General features: G+C 75.6%; 11 protein-coding genes. 3 read left to right on the top strand and 8 right to left on the bottom strand.

Annotated elements, in window-relative coordinates; translation table 11 throughout:
• Positions 1-17: 17 nt before the first annotated feature.
• Positions 18-1,022: a LacI family DNA-binding transcriptional regulator gene (locus tag GA0070610_RS11995; RefSeq protein ID WP_231926085.1), complete on the bottom strand. Its 1,005-nt coding sequence runs from the start codon at positions 1,020-1,022 to the stop codon at positions 18-20.
• Between the two features lie 410 nt (positions 1,023-1,432).
• Here GA0070610_RS11995 and GA0070610_RS12000 point away from each other — a divergent pair, with 410 nt between their 5' ends.
• The 3 genes from GA0070610_RS12000 to GA0070610_RS12010 all read left to right on the top strand — a co-directional run bounded on the left by GA0070610_RS12000 (position 1,433) and on the right by GA0070610_RS12010 (position 3,627).
• A complete protein-coding gene (locus tag GA0070610_RS12000; RefSeq protein ID WP_089000105.1) occupies positions 1,433-1,612 on the top strand; it encodes a hypothetical protein in 180 nt (59 codons plus the stop codon).
• A 162-nt stretch (positions 1,613-1,774) separates the two neighbouring features.
• A complete protein-coding gene (locus tag GA0070610_RS12005) occupies positions 1,775-2,602 on the top strand; it encodes a DUF72 domain-containing protein (RefSeq protein ID WP_197697880.1) in 828 nt (275 codons plus the stop codon).
• Between the two features lie 68 nt (positions 2,603-2,670).
• Complete coding sequence (locus GA0070610_RS12010; protein ID WP_089000107.1) at positions 2,671-3,627, top strand: DUF1152 domain-containing protein; 957 nt, start codon at positions 2,671-2,673, stop codon at positions 3,625-3,627.
• Between the two features lie 27 nt (positions 3,628-3,654).
• Here the strand turns inward: GA0070610_RS12010 and GA0070610_RS12015 are convergent, their stop codons facing one another.
• The 7 genes from GA0070610_RS12015 to GA0070610_RS12045 all read right to left on the bottom strand — a co-directional run bounded on the left by GA0070610_RS12015 (position 3,655) and on the right by GA0070610_RS12045 (position 18,988).
• Positions 3,655-4,707: a zinc-dependent alcohol dehydrogenase gene (locus GA0070610_RS12015; protein WP_089003443.1), complete on the bottom strand. Its 1,053-nt coding sequence runs from the start codon at positions 4,705-4,707 to the stop codon at positions 3,655-3,657.
• A 103-nt stretch (positions 4,708-4,810) separates the two neighbouring features.
• A complete protein-coding gene (locus GA0070610_RS12020; protein WP_089000108.1) occupies positions 4,811-6,865 on the bottom strand; it encodes an amino acid adenylation domain-containing protein in 2,055 nt (684 codons plus the stop codon).
• Positions 6,862-9,738 carry a type I polyketide synthase gene (locus tag GA0070610_RS12025; protein WP_089000109.1) on the bottom strand — a complete coding sequence of 959 codons (2,877 nt, stop codon included), beginning with the start codon at positions 9,736-9,738 and terminating at the stop codon, positions 6,862-6,864. Before GA0070610_RS12025 ends, GA0070610_RS12020 begins: the two co-directional genes overlap by 4 nt.
• Positions 9,735-13,169, bottom strand: a complete 3,435-nt coding sequence (locus GA0070610_RS12030) for a non-ribosomal peptide synthetase (protein WP_089000110.1) — start codon at positions 13,167-13,169, stop codon at positions 9,735-9,737. Before GA0070610_RS12030 ends, GA0070610_RS12025 begins: the two co-directional genes overlap by 4 nt.
• Positions 13,169-13,435: a phosphopantetheine-binding protein gene (locus GA0070610_RS12035; protein ID WP_089000111.1), complete on the bottom strand. Its 267-nt coding sequence runs from the start codon at positions 13,433-13,435 to the stop codon at positions 13,169-13,171. The genes GA0070610_RS12030 and GA0070610_RS12035 overlap by 1 nt, the downstream gene beginning before the upstream one ends.
• Positions 13,435-15,768 carry a beta-ketoacyl synthase N-terminal-like domain-containing protein gene (locus GA0070610_RS12040; RefSeq protein WP_089000112.1) on the bottom strand — a complete coding sequence of 778 codons (2,334 nt, stop codon included), beginning with the start codon at positions 15,766-15,768 and terminating at the stop codon, positions 13,435-13,437. The genes GA0070610_RS12035 and GA0070610_RS12040 overlap by 1 nt, the downstream gene beginning before the upstream one ends.
• Entirely contained in the window at positions 15,761-18,988 is a 3,228-nt protein-coding gene (locus GA0070610_RS12045; RefSeq protein ID WP_089000113.1) for a non-ribosomal peptide synthetase, read from the bottom strand. The genes GA0070610_RS12040 and GA0070610_RS12045 overlap by 8 nt, the downstream gene beginning before the upstream one ends.
• Positions 18,989-19,053: the final 65 nt, after the last annotated feature.

The following is a 19,053-nucleotide window of genomic DNA, read 5'->3' on the forward strand; positions in this document are numbered from 1 at the left end:
CTGCGGTGGACCGCCGATCAGGGGGTGCCGAGGGTGTCGCCCTCGACGAGTTCGCAGGGCAGGAGCCGCTGCTGGACGCCGACGGCGCTGCCGTCGATGACGCCGGCCAGCACCTCGACGGACTGCCGGCCCATCTCCTCGCGGGGGATGCGGAACCCGGTGAAGGCCAGGTCGGTGGGAACCGGGACCGTCGGGTCGCCGAGGGTCAGGATCGACAGGTCGGCCGGGACGCTCAGGCCCCGCCGCCGGGCGGCCTGCTCCAGCGCCACGGCGGTGGCGAAGTCCTCGATGAACGCGACGGTGGTCCGGTCGGCCAGCAGGTCGTCGAGGATCGCCTCGGCGTCGCCGGCGACGGCCGTCAGGTGGCGGGCGCTCTCGGCGGCCGTCGCGGCCGCGACGAACCCGCGCCGCCGGTCCGCCGAGGACTCCGCGGTCAGGTCCGTGTTCAGGTAGGCCAGGCGCCGGTGGCCGCGGGCGAGGGCCAGGGCGACCAGCTCGCCCACCGCCGTGGCGTAGTCGGCGCCGACGTACGGCACCGGTCCGCCGGCGTCGTCGCGGCGCCCGACGGCGACGTACGGGAAGCCGTCCCGGTTGAGCCGGTGCAGCTCGGCGGCGTCGATCTCCCGGCCGAGCAGGATGCACCCGTCGGCCAGGCGCAGCCGGTTGTCCTGGTGGAAGATGCGTCGCCGGCCGTCGACCACCGGGGCGCTGGTGAACAGCAGCAGGTCGCAGCCGGCCCGTTCCGCGTACTCCTCGATGCCCAGCAGGAAGGGGTGGAAGAAGTCACGGCTGCCGCTGGGGAAGGCGGGCTCGTAGGTGAACACCCCGAGGATCCGGTTGAACCGGGCGGCGAGCCGGCGTGCCACGGGGTCGGCGGCGTAGCCGGTCTCGGCGATGGTCCGCAGCACGCGGTCGCGGGTCTCGGGCGCGATGCGCACGTCGGCGTCGGCCCGGTTGTTGAGCACCAGCGACACGGTTGCCTGACTGACGCCGGCCAACCGCGCGATGTCACGCTGCGTCACGCGTCGGGGGGTAGAGGGCACGACTGGTCCTTCCGGTGCGGCTAATGCGTATTAGCGCTCGGCGTTGGGGAGGAGCCTGGCGGGCCGACCCCGCTCGTGTCAAGGGTGGGCGAAGAGATTTCGCGGAGATGAAGTCGCAGGAGTAATGCGGATTAGCTCCGGAGCGGCCACCCGGCGGACCCGGCGGCGGGCAAGCCTCCAGCGGGCTGTGGGGGCGTCGCGCCGGCCGGCGGCCGAGCTCTTGACAAGACCCTTCCGGGTCGAGCAACATTCGAGAAGCATAGATGCTAATACGTATTAGCAGTCGACTGGGCGGCCCGCTTCGCCGCTGCGGTCAGGTCGTTGTCTCACCCAGCGTGACGCCGCGCCGCCCTGCGGCCTGTCGCGCGACGTCCACGGTCGTCACCGGTGTGGGGAACCGTCCGCACCCCGTCGGCACGCCCGACACCAGCGGGCGGTTGCGGGCGGAACGCGACGGCGCCGGCGGGGACAGGGTCCACACCCTGACGTACGGGGGCCACGACGAGATCGGCCGCCCGATCGGCTGCACCGTGACCGTCACCGTGCCGCACGACCAGGGCCGCGCCTGACCGCACCGGAGAGGGCGCCCGGCCGTACCGCACGGTGCGGCCGGCCGCCCGTGCGTGGACCCGCCCGGCGCGGCCGGATACCGTACCCGCGGCGCGGATCACCCCGCGTCCTGGCCGTCGAGCGGTGGGAGGCATCCGATGCGCCTGCACGTGGGGTGCGCCATGTGGACGCACAAGTCCTGGCAGGGGCGCTTCCTGGCGCACCCGCTGCCGGCGAACGAGCGGCTGCGCGCGTACGCCGGCTGGTGCACCGCCGTCGAGGGCAACACCACCTTCTACGCGACCCCCACCCGCGAGACGGTCGCCTCCTGGGCGCAGCAGACCGACCCCGACTTCCGCTTCGTGCCCAAGCTGCCGAAGATCGTCACGCACGAGCGCCGGCTCACCGGCGCCGACGAGGAACTCCGGGCCTTCCTCGACGCCGTCGAACCCCTCGGCCCACGGGCCCACGCCCTCTGGATCCAGCTGCCGGGCTCGTTCGGGCCCGCCGACGTACCCGCGCTGGCCCGCTTCCTGCGCGGGCTGCCCGCCACCCACCGGTACGCCGTGGAGGTCCGCCACCCCGCGTTCTTCGACGATCCCCGGGCGGCACGGATGCTGGAGGAGGCGCTCGCCGCGGCCAGCGCGGAGTGGGTCCCCTTCGACACGACCGCGTTCTTCCGCACCCCGCCGACCAGCGACGCGGAGCGGGAGGCGTGGACCAGGAAGCCGCGCACCCCGCTGCGCACCCGCGCGCTGACCGACCGGCCGATCGTGCGGTACCTCGGCCGCGACGACCCCGCCCGCACCGTCGAGGGCTGGCAACCGTGGCTCGACGTGGTGACCGGCTGGCTGCGCGAGGGCCGCTCGCCGACGATGTTCGTGCACACCCCGGACAACGCCGACGCGCCCGAGCTGGCCCGCCGGTTCCACGACGAGGTCCGGGCGCGCCTGCCCGGGATCGAGCCACTGCCGGAACCGGAGCCGGTCGGGCCGTCGACGCTGTTCTGAACGGACCGACGTACGCCGATCCCGCCGTGCGGCCCCAGCACCCTGAGACCGTCGCCTGAGGAGACCCGATGCCGTCGCTGGCCGTACCACCGCTGTTCGCCGCGCTGGAGTCGGCCCGCACCGTGCTGATCGCCGGGGCGGGTGGCGGCTTCGACGTGTACGCCGCGATTCCGCTGGCCGTCGCGCTACGCGACGCCGGGCGGACCGTGCACCTGGCCAACCTGTCCTTCACGCGGCTCGAAACGCTCGACCTGGACGCCTGGGCGGCGCAGCACGTCGCCGCCGTCACCCCGGACACCGCCGGCCTCGACGAGTACTTCCCGGAACGGGCGCTGGCCCGCTGGCTCGCCGCCAACGACCAGCCGTGCACCGTGTACGCCTTCCCGCAGGTGGGCGTGGAACCGCTGCGCGACGCCTACCGACACCTGGTCGACGTGCTCGGCGTCGACGCGGTGGTGCTGGTCGACGGAGGCACGGACATCCTCATGCGCGGCGACGAGGCCGGCCTCGGCACCCCCGTCGAGGACATGACCAGCCTCGCCGCGGTCGCCGGCCTGGACGTGCCGGTGAAGCTGGTGGTGTGCCTCGGGTTCGGCATCGACGCGTACCACGGGGTGAACCACACCCAGGTGCTGGAGAACATCGCCGCCCTCGACCGCGACGGCGCGTACCTCGGGGCGTTGTCCATCCCGGGCGACAGCCGGGAGGCGCGGCTGTACCGGGAGGCGGTGGCGTACGGGCAGGCGGCCACGCCGCTGCGGCCCAGCATCGTGCACGGGCAGATCGCCGCCGCCATCCGCGGCGCCGACGGGGACGTGCACGTGACCCGACGCACCCGGGGCAGCACCCTGTTCGTCAACCCGCTGATGGCGATCTACTTCAGCTTCGACCTCGACGGTCTGGCCCGCCGATCGCTCTATCTCGACCGGCTGGAACACACCGTCGGCATGCGGCAGGTGGCGTCCCGGATCGAGGAGTTCCGCGACGAGGTCGAGCGGCGAACGCCCCGGGCCTTCCCGCACTGACCCGGCCAGGGCGCGCCACCTGCCGAATCAGGCCCGTTCCGGCCGGTTCGGGTCGATCAGCACCTTGGTGTGCTCGCTGCGGCCCGAGTCGAGTTCCTCGAGGACGTCCTTCAGCGACGACAGACCGAAGGTGCCCGTGTGCAGCGACGCCACGTCGATCCGACGCGCGGCGATCGCGTGCATGGCGCCCACGAAGTCCTCGTGGTGGTAGGCCAGTGACCCGATCACCGTCAGCTCGCGGCTCTGCCAGTCGCCGTAGCTGACGCTCGAGTTCTCCAGCGGATAGCCGAGCAACGCGAGCGTCCCGCCCCGGCGCACCAGCTCCGCCGACGGCTGCAACAGCGCCGGCACGCCGCTGCACTCGTACACGACGTCGGCGCCCAGGCCGCCGGTCAGCTCGTCCAGCGCGGCCGACAGCTCGGCGGGCTCGACCACGTGCGCGAAGCCGAGGTCGCCGGCCAGCGCGCGCCGCGCCGCGGACGGCTCGGAGACGACCATCGGCCCCGCCCCGGCGTTACGCGCGTGCTGAGCGGTGAGCAGCCCGATCGGGCCGGCGCCCTGGATCACGGTCGTGGTGCCGTACTCCGCCGCCACCCGCCGCACGGCGTGGAAGGTGACGGTGGCCGGCTCCACGAGCGCCGCCTCCACGTCCGAGAGGCTCTCCGGGACCGGGATCACCCGCCGCGCCGAGACCTGCACCCGGGTGGCGAAGGCGCCGTGCGGCGGCGCGTCGGCGTCGACCCCGTTGGCCTCGGCGAACACGGTGTCGCAGTTGCGGGCGTGCCCGGCGACGCACTGGCGGCAACGGCCGCATGCCGGCCCCACGGCGCCCACCACGCGCTGCCCGACCCGCAGGCCGTCCACGCCGTCGCCCACCGCCGAGACCGCACCGGTCCACTCGTGCCCGAAGACCGCCGGCGGCAGCATGTGCCCGTCGGTGTAACCGTGCACGTCCGTGCCGCAGATCCCCGTGTACGCGATGTCGACCGTCACCCGGCCGGGCCCCGGCTCGGTCACGGACACCTCGCCCTCGCGGAGCTGGCGCGGACCGGCGACGGCAAGGTAACGACCTGCGGACATGCGCATCCCCCTCGGCGACAGCCCCAGTCTTGCACCAGGCCCGCGCCGCAGGGGCGGCTACCAGGAGAATCGGACGCGCGGACGGTGGCGGGTCCCGCCGCGCTCATCGACCCCCGGCCCTCGAGAGCCCGGCGGCGACGTCGACGGGTGCCACCCGCCGGCGCACCCGGGCCGGCGGGGCGGGCAGGGCCCGCCGGTCGACCTTGCCGTTCGCGGTCGCCGGCAGCTCCGGCAGGGCCACGTACCGCAGGGGCACCATGTGGTCGGGCAGCTGCCGCGCCAGGAACGCGCGCAGCGCGGGCTCGGCCACGGCGCCCGGGTCGGCGTCGCGCTCGGCCACCACGTACGCCACCAGCGTCGCGGCGGCGCCCAGGTCGTCGCGCAGCAGCACGACGCTGTTGGCGACGAGCGGGTGCCGGTTGAGCACCGACTCGATCTCGCCGAGTTCCACCCGCTGCCCGCGGATCTTCACCTGGGTGTCGATGCGCCCGCCGTAGTGCAGGTGCCCGTCCGGCGACCACCAGGCCAGGTCGCCGGTGCGGTACACCCGCTGCGGCCACCCGGCGACCGCCACCTCGACGAACCGCTCGGCGGTCAGGTCGGGTCGCCCCGCGTACCCCCTGGCCAGGCAGTCCCCGCCCAGGACCAGTTCACCGGGCACACCCAGCGGGGACAGCCCGCCGCGCTCGTCGAGGACGTACGCGGCGACGTTCGCGATCGGCCGGCCGATGGGGACGGTGTCCTCGGGCTCGGGGCGGCGGCACGGCCAGGCGGTCACGTCGATGGCGGCCTCGGTGGGCCCGTACAGGTTGTGCACCTCGACCTGCGGCAGCGCCGCGGTGAGCTTGTTGACCAGCTTCGGCGGCAGCGCCTCCCCGCTGCAGATCACCCGGCGCAGGTTGGCGCAGCGGGCCAGGCCGGCCTCCTCGACGAAGAGGGCGAGCATGGACGGCACGAAGTGCACGGTGGTCACCGACTCGCGGGCGACGACGTCGACCATCTCCTGCGGGTCGCGGTGGGCCTGCGCCTCGGCGGTGACCAGCGTCGCGCCGGTCATGAACGCCCACAGCAGCTCCCACACCGACACGTCGAAGGTGTACGGGGTCTTCTGCAGCACCACGTCGCCGGGGCCGATGCGGTACGCGTCGCGCATCCACACCAGCCGGTTGGCCAGCGACAGGTGCGTCATCTGCACCCCCTTGGGCGCCCCGGTCGAGCCGGAGGTGAAGATGACGTACGACAGCCCTTCGACGACCTCCTCCGGCGCCCGGTAGCCACGCCAGCCGACGGGCGCGGCGGGCAGGTCGCCGCCGGTCAGCGGCTGTACGGGCACGGACGGCCCGCCGCCGGAGCCCAGCGCGGCCCGCCCCGCGTCGTCGGCGAGCACCAGCGCGGCGTCGGCCGCGCGGAGCATGAGGTCCAGCCGCGGGCGCGGGTGGGACGGGTCCAGCGGCAGGTACGCGCCGCCGGCCAGCAGGACGCCGAGCACCGCGACCACCATCTCGGGGCTGCGCTCGGTGCACAGCCCGACCACCGACCCGGGTCCCACGCCCTCGGCGCGTAGCCGCCCGGCCAGCGCCGCCGCCTCGTCCAGCAACTCGCGGTAGCTGCGCTCCCGTCCGCCCCCGCGCAGCGCGACGGCGTCCGGGGTGCGCTCCGCCTGGCGGCAGATCGTCTCGTGCACGGGCGTGCGCGGCGCGGGGGTGGGCGCCGGGTTGAAGCCGAGCAGCGTGCCGCGCTCCACCGGGCCGACCAGCGCGGCCTCCCGCGCCGGCCGGTCCGGATGGGCGGTGAGCCAGGCGCGCAGGGTGTCCAGGCGCTCCCGCAGGTACGCCGGCTCCCCCGGCTCGCGGGCGAACCGGACCGGCACCCCGCCGAGGACCGCCGACGCCCCGGCGACGTCCGTCCCGGGCGTGGCCAGCAGGACGTCCACGGCACCGCCCGGCGCGGACGGGTCCGCCGCGCCGGCCGCGACGACGGCATCCGGCCGCAGGCGGCGTGCCTGCTCGCGTACCCCCGTCAGGGTGCTGTCGGGGGACACCCGCACCAGGACGTCGCCGCGCGGGCCGCGCACCGCGACCGAGGTCGCGCCCGACAGGCGGTGGCAGAGCACGGCCGCCACCGCCGCGACCAGATCCAACTCGTCGTGGCCGGTCATGCCGTCACCAGCCCGGCCAGCGCGCGCGGCGTCGGATCCGCCGACAGCGCGTCGGCGGGGATGCGTACCCCGAACCTGCGCTGCACCTGGCTGATCATGCGGATGAACAGCAGCGACTCGCCGCCGAGGGTGAAGAAGTTCGCGTCCGGCCCGATGTCGGCGCAGCCGAGCATCCTGCCCCACAGCTCCATGATCTCCTTCACCACCTCGTCCTCGCCGGTGGCGGCGGGCTGCGGCGCCGGTTCGGCGACGGCCGCGTCCGGTGGTGGCGGCGCGGCGTCGAGCCAGTGCCGGGTGCGGGCGAACGGGTACGTGGGCAGCGGGACCCGCCGTGCGCCGCTGTCGCCGCGCACCGCGGCCCAGTCGACGGACGCCCCGGCGGTCCACAGCCCGCCGAGCCCGGCGAGTACGTCGCCGGCGTCGGCCCGCTCCGTCGGCCGCGGTTGCAGGGCGAACCCGGGCGCCCGCGACCCGCCCTGCCGGGCCATGCCGGTCAGCGCGGTGCCCGGCCCGACCTCGACCAGGACCGGGTCGGGCAGGCCCAGACCGGTCAGCAGCGCGTCGTGGTAGCGCACCGGGCTGCGCAGCTGCGCGCCCCAGTAGCCCTCGGCGCGCGGCAGCCCCTTGCCCAGCAGCGTGCCGTCGACCGTGCTGATCACCGGGACGGTCCGGGGCCGCCGGGCGACGCCGTCGGCCTCGGCGCCGAGCAGCCGCGCCGCGTCGGCCATCATCCGCGAGTGGAAGGCGCGCTGCGCGGGCAGCGCCCGGCACTGCACCCCCGCCGCGTCGAGGCGTTCCCGCAACGCGGCGAGTGGCGCCACCGGACCGGCCACCACCGTGAACTCGGGGGCGTTGCGGGCGGCGACGTCGAGGTCGTCCAGCCCCGCGAGGTGCTCGTGGAGGGCCGACGGCGGCGCGAGCACGGCCAGCATGGCACCCTCGGGCGCGTCCTGCATCAGCCTGCCGCGGGTCGCGACCAGGCGCAGCATGTCGTCGGCGGCCAGCTCGCCGGCCAGCGCCGCGGCCGCGAACTCGCCGACGGAGTGACCGATCAGTGCCGCCGGGCGTACGCCCCACGACACCAGCAGCCGGCCGAGCGCGAGCTCGTGCAGCGCCAGCGCGGGCTGGGTGACGTCGGTGCGGTGCACGAGCCCGTGCGGGTCGTCGTCGACCAGCACGTCGCGCAGGTCCAGCCCCAGCAGCGGGGCCAGCAGCCCCGCCCCGTGGTCGAGCTCCGCCCGGAAGGACGGGTAGCGGTCGTAGAGGCCCCGCGACATGGCGGGGAACTCGGCCCCCTGGCCCGGGAACAGGAACAGCACGCTGGGCCGGCGCGCGGCCTCGCGCACGGGCGCCCTGCGCAGCCGGGCCAGCGTCGCCGGGACGTCGCGCGCGGCGACCGCGAGGCGGTGCGTGAAGTGCCTGCGGTACGTCTGCGACGTCAGCGCGACGTCGGCGACGGCCAGGTCGGGGCGCTGCCGCAGGTGTTCGCTCCACTGCTCGGCGGCCGCGTGGACCGCCTCCGGGTCGCGCCCGGACAGCACGATCAACTCGGTGCGACCGTCGGCCGCCCCGGCACCGGAACCGGCCGGGCCGTCGGCCTCCTCCAGCACCACGTGGGCGTTGGTGCCGCCCAGGCCGAAGGAGCTGACCGCCGCCCGGCGCGGCCCGTCGGCATCCCACGGGCGGGCCACGGTGTCCACGGTGAACGGGGTCGACCCGTCGAGCAGCTCGGGGCGGGCCTGCTTGAGGCCGGCCAGCGGCGGGATCTGCCGGAAGTGCAGGGCCAGCGCGGCCTTGATGAGCCCGGAGACGCCGGCGGCCGCGTCGAGGTGGCCGACGTTGGCCTTGACCGAGCCGATGGAGCACGCCCGCGCGCCCGGGCGGAACACCTCGCCCAGCGCCGCCAGTTCGATCGCGTCGCCCACCTCCGTGGCGGTGCCGTGCGCCTCCAGGTAGCCGACGGTGGCGGGATCGACGTCGGCGGCGGCGTACGCGCGGGTCAGCACGTCGATCTGTCCGGCGACGCCGGGCGCGGTGTAGCCGACCTTCATGCCGCCGTCGTTGTTCACGGCCGACCCCTTGATCAGCGCGTAGACGGTGTCCCCGTCGCGGCGGGCGTCCTCGGTCCGTTTGAGCGCCACCATGGCGACGCCGTTGCCGGGGACGGTTCCGGCTGCCGAGGCGTCGAAGGGCCGACAGGCGCCGTCCGGCGACATGATGCCCTTCGTCTCGTAGAGGTAGCCGGCCTGCTGCGGCACCGCCACGCAGGCCCCGCCGGCGAGCGCGACGTCCGAGTCGCCCGTACGCAGGCTCTGGCAGGCCAGGTGCACCGCCACCAGCGACGTCGAGCAGGCGGTCTGCACGGTCACGGCGGGACCGCCCAGGTCCAGCCGGTACGCGATCTTCGCGGCGAGGTGGTCCTTCTCGTTGCCCAGCACCACCGAGAGCAGCCCCTGGGTGTCGACCAGGCCGGGGTGCGGGTACACGTGGTGCAGCGCGTAGTAGTTGAACCCGGCCCCGGCGAACACGCCGACCCGGCCGAAGGGGCGCCCGGTGGCCGAGCCGGCGGACTCCAGGGTGGCCCACGCCGTCTGCATCAGCAGCCGGTGCTGCGGGTCCATGGTCTCGGCCTCGCGCGGCGTGATGCCGAAGAAGGCGGCGTCGAACAGGTCCGGGTCGGCCAGCACGCCGCGTGCCGGCACGTACGCCGGGTCGTCGAGCCGCTGCGCGGGCACGCCCGCCGCCAGCAGCTCCCCGCGCGTCAGCTCACTGATCGTGATCTTCCCGGCGACCACGTTGGACCAGTACTCCCAGACGTCGGCGGCACCGGGAAACCGGCCCGCCAGGCCTACGATCGCGATGTCGCCGTTCATGAGGATGCGCCTGCTCCTTCGGTCTGTGCGTGCAGATGCCGGGCCAGCGTCTGGACGGTGGGGAAGCGGTAGAGGTCGGTCAGCGGGATGGCCCGGCCGGCCAGCCGCTGCTGGAGCAGCCGGCGCACGATCGCCAGCCGCAGCGACTCGCCGCCGACGTCGAAGAACGCCTCGTCGACGTCGAAGTCGTCGGTGCCCAGCGCCTCCACCCAGGCGCCCGTCACCAGCTCCTCGAACTCGGCCAGCGACGCCGAGCGCGCGTCGGGCGCCGGCGCAGCGGCGCCGGCGCCCGACGCGGCGTCGGGCGGCGGCGCCCCGGCCAGCGCGGCCAGGGCCCGCAGGTCGACCTTGCCGTTGCGGTCGAGCGGGAACTCGGCCACGGTCACCCACTGCTGCGGCCGGGCGTAGGGGGCCAGCTCGGCCTCCACGGCGCGGCGCACGGCGTCGGCGTCCAGGCCGCCGGGCGCGGGCTTGAGGGCGGCGCAGAGGCTTACGCCCGTGACCGGGTCGCCGGTGGTGAACACCACCGCGTCGCGCACCCCGGGTCGCGCCCGCAGCCTGCGCTCGACGTCGACCAGCTCGACCCGGTGCCCGGCGATCTTCACCTGGCGGTCGTTGCGGCCCAGGAAGCGCAGCTGCCCGTCCGCGCCCCAGCGCACCAGGTCCCCGGTGCGGTACAGGCGCACCGGCGGATCCCCGTGCCGCACGAACGACGCGTCGGTGCGGGCGGGGTCGTCGAGGTAACCGTCGGCGAGGCCGGTGCCCGCCGTGCGCAGCTCGCCGATCGCGCCCGGCGGGACGGGGCGCCCCGCCGGGTCGACCACGTGCAGGTCGGTGCCGCGCACCGGCGCGCCGATCGGCAGCGGGTCGGGCGTCGCGTCGGCGTGCTCGACGGACCAGGTCGTGGTGAACGTGGTGTTCTCGGTGGGGCCGTAGCCGTTGGTGACGCGCAGTCCCGGGCAGGCCCGCAGCACCCGGCGTACGTGCGCCGGGGACACCACGCCGCCGCCGGTGAACACCTGCCGCAGCCCGGCGAACGCGTCCGGCCGGTGGTCGGCGACCAGGTGGAACACGCCGGAGGTCAGCCAGGCGTGCGTGACGTCGGTGGTGCGCAGGAACTCGGCCAGGCCGCTGGGCGTCGGCTCCCCGGGCGGGAACACCACCACCGTGTCGCCGTTGGCCAGCGGCACCAGCAGCTCCAGTGTGGACGCGTCGAACGCCAGCGGCGACAGCCGCATCATCCGCATGCCCGCCCGGTCGGCGAACAGCCCCGGGTCGTCGGCCAGCCGCAGCACCGCCCGGTGCGGGACGACCACGCCCTTGGGCACCCCGGTCGAGCCCGAGGTGAAGGAGACGTACGCGGTGCGCGCCGGGTCGGTCGGGGCCGCGCCGAGCGGGTCGTCGCCGCCTTCCGCGCCCCCGGCCCGCGTCGGATGGTCCGGGCCGGCCAGGGCGCAGTCGGGGACGGTCGCGTACTCCGCGTCGGCCGGGGCCGTGCCGAGGCGGGCGCGCGGCGCGACGGTCGCGGCCAGGTGCGCCCGCCACTCGCCGGTGGCGTGCTGGTCGACCGCGACGTAGTGCGCGCCCAGCCGCAGCACGCCCAGCACCGCCACGGCCTCGGCGGCCGAGCGCGGCAGCTCCAGGAGCACCGCGTCGCCGGCCCGTACCCCGCTGGCGTGCAGCAGCCGCGCCTGTGCGACGGCGCCGTCGTGCAGTTCGCGGTAGGTCAGGGTGCGTCCGGCGTGCGCGTCGACCAGCGCGATCCGCTCGCCCGCGGATCGCGCGTGCGCCGCGAAGCGGCTCCACACGTCGTCGGTCGTGTCGTGTGACCCGCCCGTGCCCAGCGCCCGCAGCCGCGCGCGCTGCCCCGCCGACAGGGTGGTGACGTCGCGCAGGGCGGCGCCCGGCCCGGCGGCCAGCTCCCGCAGTGCCGCCTGGAACGACTCGGCCAGCTCGCCGGCGTCGGCGGCGGTGAGCGCCGACGTCGCGTACTCCAGGGCGAAGCGGGGACGCTCCGACCACGACTGGAGGTAGAGCAGCGCGTCGAACACCGCGCCGTGGCAGTGGCCCTCGTGCACCCGCCAGGCGCGGCCCCCCGCGACCAGCTCGTCGGGCACCAGCTCGTGGTGGGCGGCGAAGCCGAGCTGCGCCAGCGGGTTGCGGCCCGGGTCGGTGGCGACGTCGAGCCCGGAGACGACCCGCTCGAACGGCACGTCGGCGTCGGCCGCCGCCTCGGCCAGCGACGCGGCCACGGCGCGTACGTAGTCCTGCGCGTCGACGTCGTCGCCCGCCGCGCAGCGCACCGGGACGACGCGCGTGCACAGGCCCACGATGCCGGCCATGCCCGCCTCGAACCGGCCCGCCGCCGGCACCCCGAGCACCAGGTCGGTCAGGCCCGCCTGGCGGGACGCGGCCAGCGCCCACGCCGCCATGGCCACCGACGTCACCGTCACCCGGCAGTGCCGGGCCAGCGCGGTCGCGGCCCGCGTGGTTGCCGCGTCGAGGTGGAAGCGCAGGCGCGCGCCGTGGCCGTCGGCCTCGACGACCGGGGGCAGGTCCGTGGGGAGCGTGACCGTCCACGGCGCGCCGTCCAGCCGGGCCGCGACCCGCGCCAGCGCGCCGTCCAGCGCCCCGGACGCCTCCTGCGCGGCCAGCCGCGAGCAGACCCAGTCCGGCGACGGCGCGGGGCCGGTCGGGCCGGCGGCGGCGTAGAGCTCGGCGAACTCGCGCCAGAGCACCCCGATGCTCCAGCCGTCCGCGACCGTGTGGTGCACCAGCAGGGTGAGCAGGTCACGCCGCCCGGCGCGGGTCAGCACGAAGACGACCGGCGGCTGCGCGAAGGGACGCAGCAGCCGCGCGGCCGAGCGGCCGTACAGGTCGTGCACGGCGCGTACCGGGTCGTCGTCGGGCAGCGTCTGGTGCAGCAGCCGCGGCTCGTACGGCGCGGGCAGCACGATCCGCGCCTGACGCGGGTCGCGGACGAAGCGCGTACGCAGCGCCTCGTGGCGGGTCGTCAGCTCCCGCAGCGCCGTCCGGGTCCGGGCTTCGTCGAGCGGCCCGTCCGCCTCCAGCGTGAACATCAGGTGGTACGGCGCGTCGCGCTCGAGCAGGTGCGCGGCGAGCATGGCGCGCTGACCCGGCAGCAGCTCCAGCTCGGCCGGCCGGCGCGCGGCCACCGGCGGGGCGGTGTCCACGTGCGCCACCGCGCCGGCCAGCGCCCGCGCCAGCGGCAGCGCCGACAGCAGCCGGGCGCTGTCCACGTGCGCCCCCAGCTCGCGCTGGCCGAGCGAGACCAGCGCGATGGCCTGGAGCGAGGTGCCGCCCAGCCCGACGAACGACTCGGTGCCCGCCGCGTCGCGCAGCCGCTCGGGCGCGAGACCGAGCACCCGCGCGGCGAGCGGCGTCCAGGCGGAGAGATCCGGGGCGGCCATCAGACGGTCTCCGCCACCGGCTTGTCCAGCGGCACCTGGCCCGCGACGTCCCGCAGGTCGGCGAAGCGGGGGTTCTCCAGCACGTGGCCGAACATCACCGCGAGGTTGAGTTCCTGGCGGATCAGGGTGCTCAGCCGCAGCGCGCTGAGCGAGTGGCCGCCGAGGTCGAAGAAGTCGTCGTCGTCGTCGACCGTGTCGACGCCGAGCACCTCCATCCAGAGCTGCTCGAACTCGCCCACCCAGGTCCGGTCGTGTACGTCGCGCATCAGTGCTGCCTCTCTGAGTCCAGTCGGGTCGCGGGGGCGTCCAGGTAGTGCCGGGTGGCCGCGAAGGGGTAGGTGGGGGCGGGCAGCCGGCGGCGGCCCGAGTCGTGCACGGGGTCCCAGGCGCCGGCGAGGCCCCGCTGCCACAGCGCGCCGACGATCGCCAGCAGCCGGGCGTGCCGGTCGGCGGGCAGCGCGGGCGCGTCCGGGCCCAGGTGTGCGGTGACGCTCGTACCGACCTCGATCCAGAGCGCCCCGTCGAGCTGCGGCGGCACCGCCGGTGCGAGCGGCTCGGCCGCCCGCGCCCGCCAGTACGCGAGCCCGTCCGGCCCGGTCGGTGGCTGCCCGCCCGGCACGTGCACGGGCAGTTCGGCCGGTCCGAGCCGGAGGCCGTCGACGTCCGCGCCGCACACCAGCGCCAGCGCGTCCGCGACGGACATGACCCCGGCCACGACCGCGCACGCCACGGCGCCGAGGCCGCCGCCGGCCAGCGCACGCGGGGCCACGCCCCGGCTGCGCAGCGACCGCGCCAGGCCGACGCAGGCCAGCAGCCGGGTGCACCGCTGCCGTACGGCCTCGTCGAGGTCCCGGTCGCGCAGCAGCGCCACGCCCTCGTCGACGACCCGGCGGTACACCGGGTCGGCGTCGTAGTTCGGTCGGTTCCCGGTCAGCTCGCCGGCGCCGGTGAGGTGCAGCGCCACCCCGCGCGCCCGCGTCCTCGCGTCGACCTGCCGGGGCGCGGCCGGCGCGCCGTGCGACCCGGTCAGGAACGCGGCCCGCCACGGCAGCCGTGCCCGGCCGGTGCGCAGCGTGTACGCCAGGTCGGCCAGCTCGCCGGGCGCGGTCTGCGCCACGCAGGCGACGGTGCGGTCCAGGCTGTCCTGCGCCACGGCGGCGGTCTTGGCGGAGACCAGGACCAGTTCGGTGACGTGGCGGCGCGGCCGGGGCCGGGCGGGCGGAGCCTCCTCCAGCACGACGTGGGCGTTGGTGCCGCCGATGCCGAAGGCGCTCACCCCGGCCCTGCGTACGCCGTCGATCGGCGCCCAGGGTCGGGCCGTCGCCGGCAGCTCGAACACCGAGCCGTCCAGCCGTACCGCGGGGTTGGGCGTGGCGAGGTGGGCGATCGGCGGGACCACGCGGTGCTTCAGCGCCAACACCGTCTTGATCAGGCCGATCACTCCGGCGGCGGTGTCCAGGTGCCCGACGACCGACTTGGCCGCGCCGAGCGCGCAGGGCGCCCGGTCGGGCCGGTCGCTGTCGAAGACCTGCCGCAGCGCCGCCACCTCGATCGGGTCGCCGAGCGCGGTGCCGGTGCCGTGGGTCTCGACCAGGCCGACGCTGTCCGGGTCGACGCCCGCGACGCCGATCGCCGCGGAGATCACGTCGGCCTGGCCGGTGGGGCCGGGCGCGGTGAAGCCCGCCTTGCGGGCGCCGTCGTTGTTGACCGCCGAGCCGCGGATCACGGCGTGCACGGTGTCGCCGTCGCGCAGCGCGTCGTCGAGCCGCTTGAGCACCACCACGCCCGCGCCGTCGCCGGGCACGGTGCCGTCGGCCGCCGCGTCGAACGTCCGGCACCGGCCGTCGGAGGAGAAGATCCCGCCGGGCTCGTGCAGGTGCCCGCGCCGCGTCGGCGGGGCCACCGTGGCGCCCCCGGCCAGCGCCATGTCGGCGTCGTAGGTCAGCAGCGCCTGCGCGGCCTGGTGCACGGCGACCAGCGACGTCGAGCAGGCGGTCTGCACCGTCAGCGCCGGGCCTTGCAGGTTCAGCTTGTACGCGATGCGGGTGCCCGCGAAGTCCTTGTCGCTGCCGATGATCAGCCCCAGGCCGCCGGCCGCCTCGACCGCGCGCTCGTCGGGCCACACGTTGTCGAGCAGGTAGACGTTCAGGCCGGTGCCGACGTACACCCCGATCCGGTTGCCGTCGGCGGCGACCGGCGGGTGCCCGGCGTGCTCCAGCGCGGCCCAGGCGCACTCCAGCAGGATCCGCTGCTGCGGGTCCATCAGCGCGGCGTCCGACGGCGAGTAGCTGAACAGCCGGTGGTCGAAGCGGTCCGCGTCGCGCAGCACCGCCCGGGCGGGCACGAAGTCGGGCCGCTCCACCATGTCCTTGGGCACGCCCCAGCCGAGGAGCTGCTCGGGGGTGAAGAAGGTGACCGCGTCGATGCCGTTCACCACGTGGTGCCAGAAGAGGTCCAGGTCGCGTCCGGCGCCGGGGACCCGCACGGCCATACCGACCACGGCCACCGCCGCGCCGTCGTGCGGCTCAGCCACGGCGACCGCCGCGCCGTCGTGCGGCTCAGCCACGGCCACCGCCGCGCCGTCGTGCGGCTCAGCCACGGCGACCTCCCGTGGTGCGGCGCCGCTCCGCCAGCAGGGCCCGTCCCCGGTGGCGCTGCGCCACCCGCGCGTCGGCGACCACCGGTGCCGCCCGTTGCAGGTGGGCGGCGCAGCCGGCGACGGTGCCGGCGCGGAACAGGTCCGTCACGGAGACCTCCAGTCCCTCGTCGGAGAGCCGCTGCTGGAGTGCGATCAGCGCGAAGCTGTGCCCGCCCAGGTCGAAGAAGTTGTCGTGCAGCCCGACGTCGGCCCGGTCGAGCACCTCGCTCCAGCAGGCCCGGATGCGCTCCTCCAACCCGCTGCCGGCGGTGTGCCCGCGCGGTGCGGCGGGCACGGTGGTGTCGCGGGCGGCCCGGCTGTCGGCCAGCAGGCGGGCGGTGTCCACCTTGCCGTGGGCGGTGAGCGGGACCGCCGCGACCGACAGGATGCGCGACGGCACCATGTACGCCGGCAGCGTCGCGCGGACGTGGGCGCGCAGCTCGCGTTCGGCGTCGGGGCCGAGGTCGCCGACGACGAAGGCGGCCAGCTCGTCGTTCTCCGCCGCCACCGCGCACGAGCGCACCGCCGGGTGGGTCAGGAACGCGCCCTCGACCTCGGCCAGCTCGACACGGTAGCCGCGCAGCTGCACCTGGGTGTCGGTGCGGCCGAGGTACACCAGGTTCCCGTCGAGGCCCCACCTGACGACGTCGCCGGTCCGGTACATCACGCCCCCGCCGTACGGGTCGGGCAGGAAGCGCGCCTCGGTCAGCTCCGGGTTGCCCACGTAGCCGTGCGCCACGAGCACACCGCCGCAGTACAGCTCGCCGGGCACGTTGCGGCCGGTCGGCCGCAGGTCGTCGTCGAGGACGTAGCAGCGCCCCGACGGCAGCGGCACACCGATGGTGCCCTCCCTGACCCGGGCCAGCTCCGCGGTGGGGGCCTCGAAGATCGTGACGTGGATGGTGCCCTCGGTGATGCCGTACATGTTGACGAACACCGCGCGCAGCCCCGGCGCGCCGGCGACCAGCGACGCGACCCGCGACCAGCTCAGCGCCTCGCCGCCGAGGACGACGTAGCGGATGGGGGAGACCTCGTCGGCGTCCAGCAGCCGCAGGTACGGCGGCAGCAGCCGGTAGAGCGCGCCGGGGGTCTGGAACAGCACGGTGACGCCCTCGCGGCGCACCAGCGCGGCCAGCCGCTCGCGGTCCACCAGGTCGGCCTGGTCGGCGACGACCAGCCGCCCGCCGGTGCTCAACGCGCCCCACATCTCCCACACCGAGGCGTCGAACGAGAACGAGCTGGCGGCCAGCCACACGTCGTCGGCGGTGACGTCGAGGCCGGCGGGGGTCGGGTCGTTCAGGGCGTCCAGGCCGCCGTGCCCGACCATGACGCCCTTGGGCACCCCGGTGGAGCCGGAGGTGTAGATGACGTACGCCTGGTCGCCGGGCCCGGGGAACGTCGGTGCGACCACGGACGTCCCGTCGAGGGTGTGCGCGTCGGCCAGCCGGATGTCGCGGCCCCGCGCCAGCGCGCCGGCCGTGTCGGCGGTGGCGGCCTCCACCAGCATGACCGGCAGGTCGGCGCTGGCCGTGATCAGTTCGAGGCGCTGTCGTGGATACTCGGGGTCCAGCGGAACGTAGACGCCGCCGAGCTTCCACACGCCCAGAATCGCCGCGACGATCGCGGGGGAGCGGCGCAGCAGCAGTCCGACGCGGTCGCCGCGACCCACCCCCCGGTCGGCCAGCCCGGCCGCGATCCGCCCGGCCCACCGGTCCAGCTCGGCGTAGGTGACCTCCACGTCCCGATGGCGTACGGCCACCGCGTCGGGGGTGCGCGCCACGTGCTCGACGAAGCGGCGCAGCACCGACGGGTGCTCGGCCGGCCGCCGCGCGACCGGCGGGTTCACCCCCTCGGTCAGCAGCAGCCGCTCCGCCTCGTCCACCATGCTCGGCTCGGCGTCCGGCCCGTCGACGATCGACCGCAGGAAGGTCAGGTAGTGCGCGAGGAGCGTCGTGACGGTCTCCGGGGTGAACAGCTGGGTGCTGTACTCGGCCCGCAGGAACGGCGCGGCGGTGGAGACGTCGAGGGTCAGGCCCAGGTCGAACTTGGTCACGTCGACCTCGACGTCGACCTCGGTGACCGTCACCCCGTCGAACTCGGGGAACGCGAAGGGGAAGTTCTGCACCGTCAGGGAGGTCTGGAACAGGGGCGCGTGGCTGAGCTGCCGTTCGCCGACGGTGGCCGCCACGATCTGCTCGAACGGCACGTCCTGGTTGGCGAACGCGGCCATGCTGGCCCGGCGGGCCCGCTCGACCAGCTCGGCGAAGCCGGGCCGGCCGGACAGGTCGAGCCGGATCGGCAGCGTGTTGACGAGGCAGCCGACGACGCGCTCCTCGGCCTCGTCCATCCGGTTGGCCACCGGCACTCCGATGACCACCTCGTCCTGGCGGGCGTAGCGCGACAGCACCGAGGCGTACGCGGCGAGCGTCACCGTGAACAGCGTCGTGCCCCGCGAACGGGCCCACGCGGTCAGGCGCTCGACCAGCCGTGGCTCGACGGGGCGGCGCAGCACCGCGCCGTCGGCGCTGAGCACGCTCGGCCGGGGGAAGTCGGTGGGCAGCGCGAGCTGCGGGACGTCGCGCAGCTCGGCGCGCCAGAAGTCCAGCCCGGAGCTGTCGCGCTCGAAGCAGTCGCGTTGGTGCTGCGCGTACGCCAGGTACGACTGCGCCGGTTCGGCGTAGGCGGCGGGCGTCCCCGACAGCGCCGCGTGGTACTCGGCCGCGAGGTCGCGCAGCAGCAGCCCCACCGACCAGCCGTCGCAGGCGATGTGGTGCACCAGCACCGCGAGGGTGTGCTCGTGCGGTCCCCAGGAACGCAGGAAGGCGCGCAGCACCGGGCCGTCACCGAGCTCGAACGGGCGTCGGGCCTGCTCGGCCACCAGGGTGTGCAGGAAGGCCTCCTGGATCTCCCGGTCGGCCCACGCGCCCGTCTGCACCTCGACGTGCGCGTGCGGGGTGGGTGACACCCGCTGGGTGAGTACGCCGTCGACCAGCGCGAACGTGGTGCGCAGCGCGTCGTGCCGGGCGACCACGCGGGTCAGCGCCGCGCGCAGCGCCTCGGGCCGCAACGCCCCGTGCAGGTGGACGGCGAACGCCACCACGTACGCCGGGTTGCCGGGCTGGAGCTGGTTGAGGAAATAGAGTCGTTCCTGAGCGAAGGAAGCACGACCGGTACGAACCATGGCTCGATGGTGGTCCCTGCGACGTCCCGTCCGGCAGAGCGAGCTTCCCCGCCTGAGCAGGGAAA

Origin of the sequence: Micromonospora echinofusca (assembly GCF_900091445.1) — a bacterium.
Taxonomy (GTDB): Bacteria; Actinomycetota; Actinomycetes; order Mycobacteriales; family Micromonosporaceae; genus Micromonospora; species Micromonospora echinofusca.

What these genes read in the sequence shown, in the direction of transcription:
- GA0070610_RS12025 (WP_089000109.1), bottom strand. Translation starts at nt 9,738, where the DNA reads ATGAACGGCGACATCGCGATCGTAGGCCTGGCGGGCCGGTTTCCCGGT.
- GA0070610_RS12020 (WP_089000108.1), bottom strand. Translation starts at nt 6,865, where the DNA reads ATGACCGGCCACGACGAGTTGGATCTGGTCGCGGCGGTGGCGGCCGTG.
- GA0070610_RS12045 (WP_089000113.1), bottom strand. Translation starts at nt 18,988, where the DNA reads ATGGTTCGTACCGGTCGTGCTTCCTTCGCTCAGGAACGACTCTATTTC.
- GA0070610_RS12005 (WP_197697880.1), top strand. Translation starts at nt 1,775, where the DNA reads ATGTGGACGCACAAGTCCTGGCAGGGGCGCTTCCTGGCGCACCCGCTG.
- GA0070610_RS12035 (WP_089000111.1), bottom strand. Translation starts at nt 13,435, where the DNA reads ATGCGCGACGTACACGACCGGACCTGGGTGGGCGAGTTCGAGCAGCTC.
- GA0070610_RS12010 (WP_089000107.1), top strand. Translation starts at nt 2,671, where the DNA reads ATGCCGTCGCTGGCCGTACCACCGCTGTTCGCCGCGCTGGAGTCGGCC.
- GA0070610_RS12015 (WP_089003443.1), bottom strand. Translation starts at nt 4,707, where the DNA reads ATGTCCGCAGGTCGTTACCTTGCCGTCGCCGGTCCGCGCCAGCTCCGC.
- GA0070610_RS12030 (WP_089000110.1), bottom strand. Translation starts at nt 13,169, where the DNA reads ATGGCCGCCCCGGATCTCTCCGCCTGGACGCCGCTCGCCGCGCGGGTG.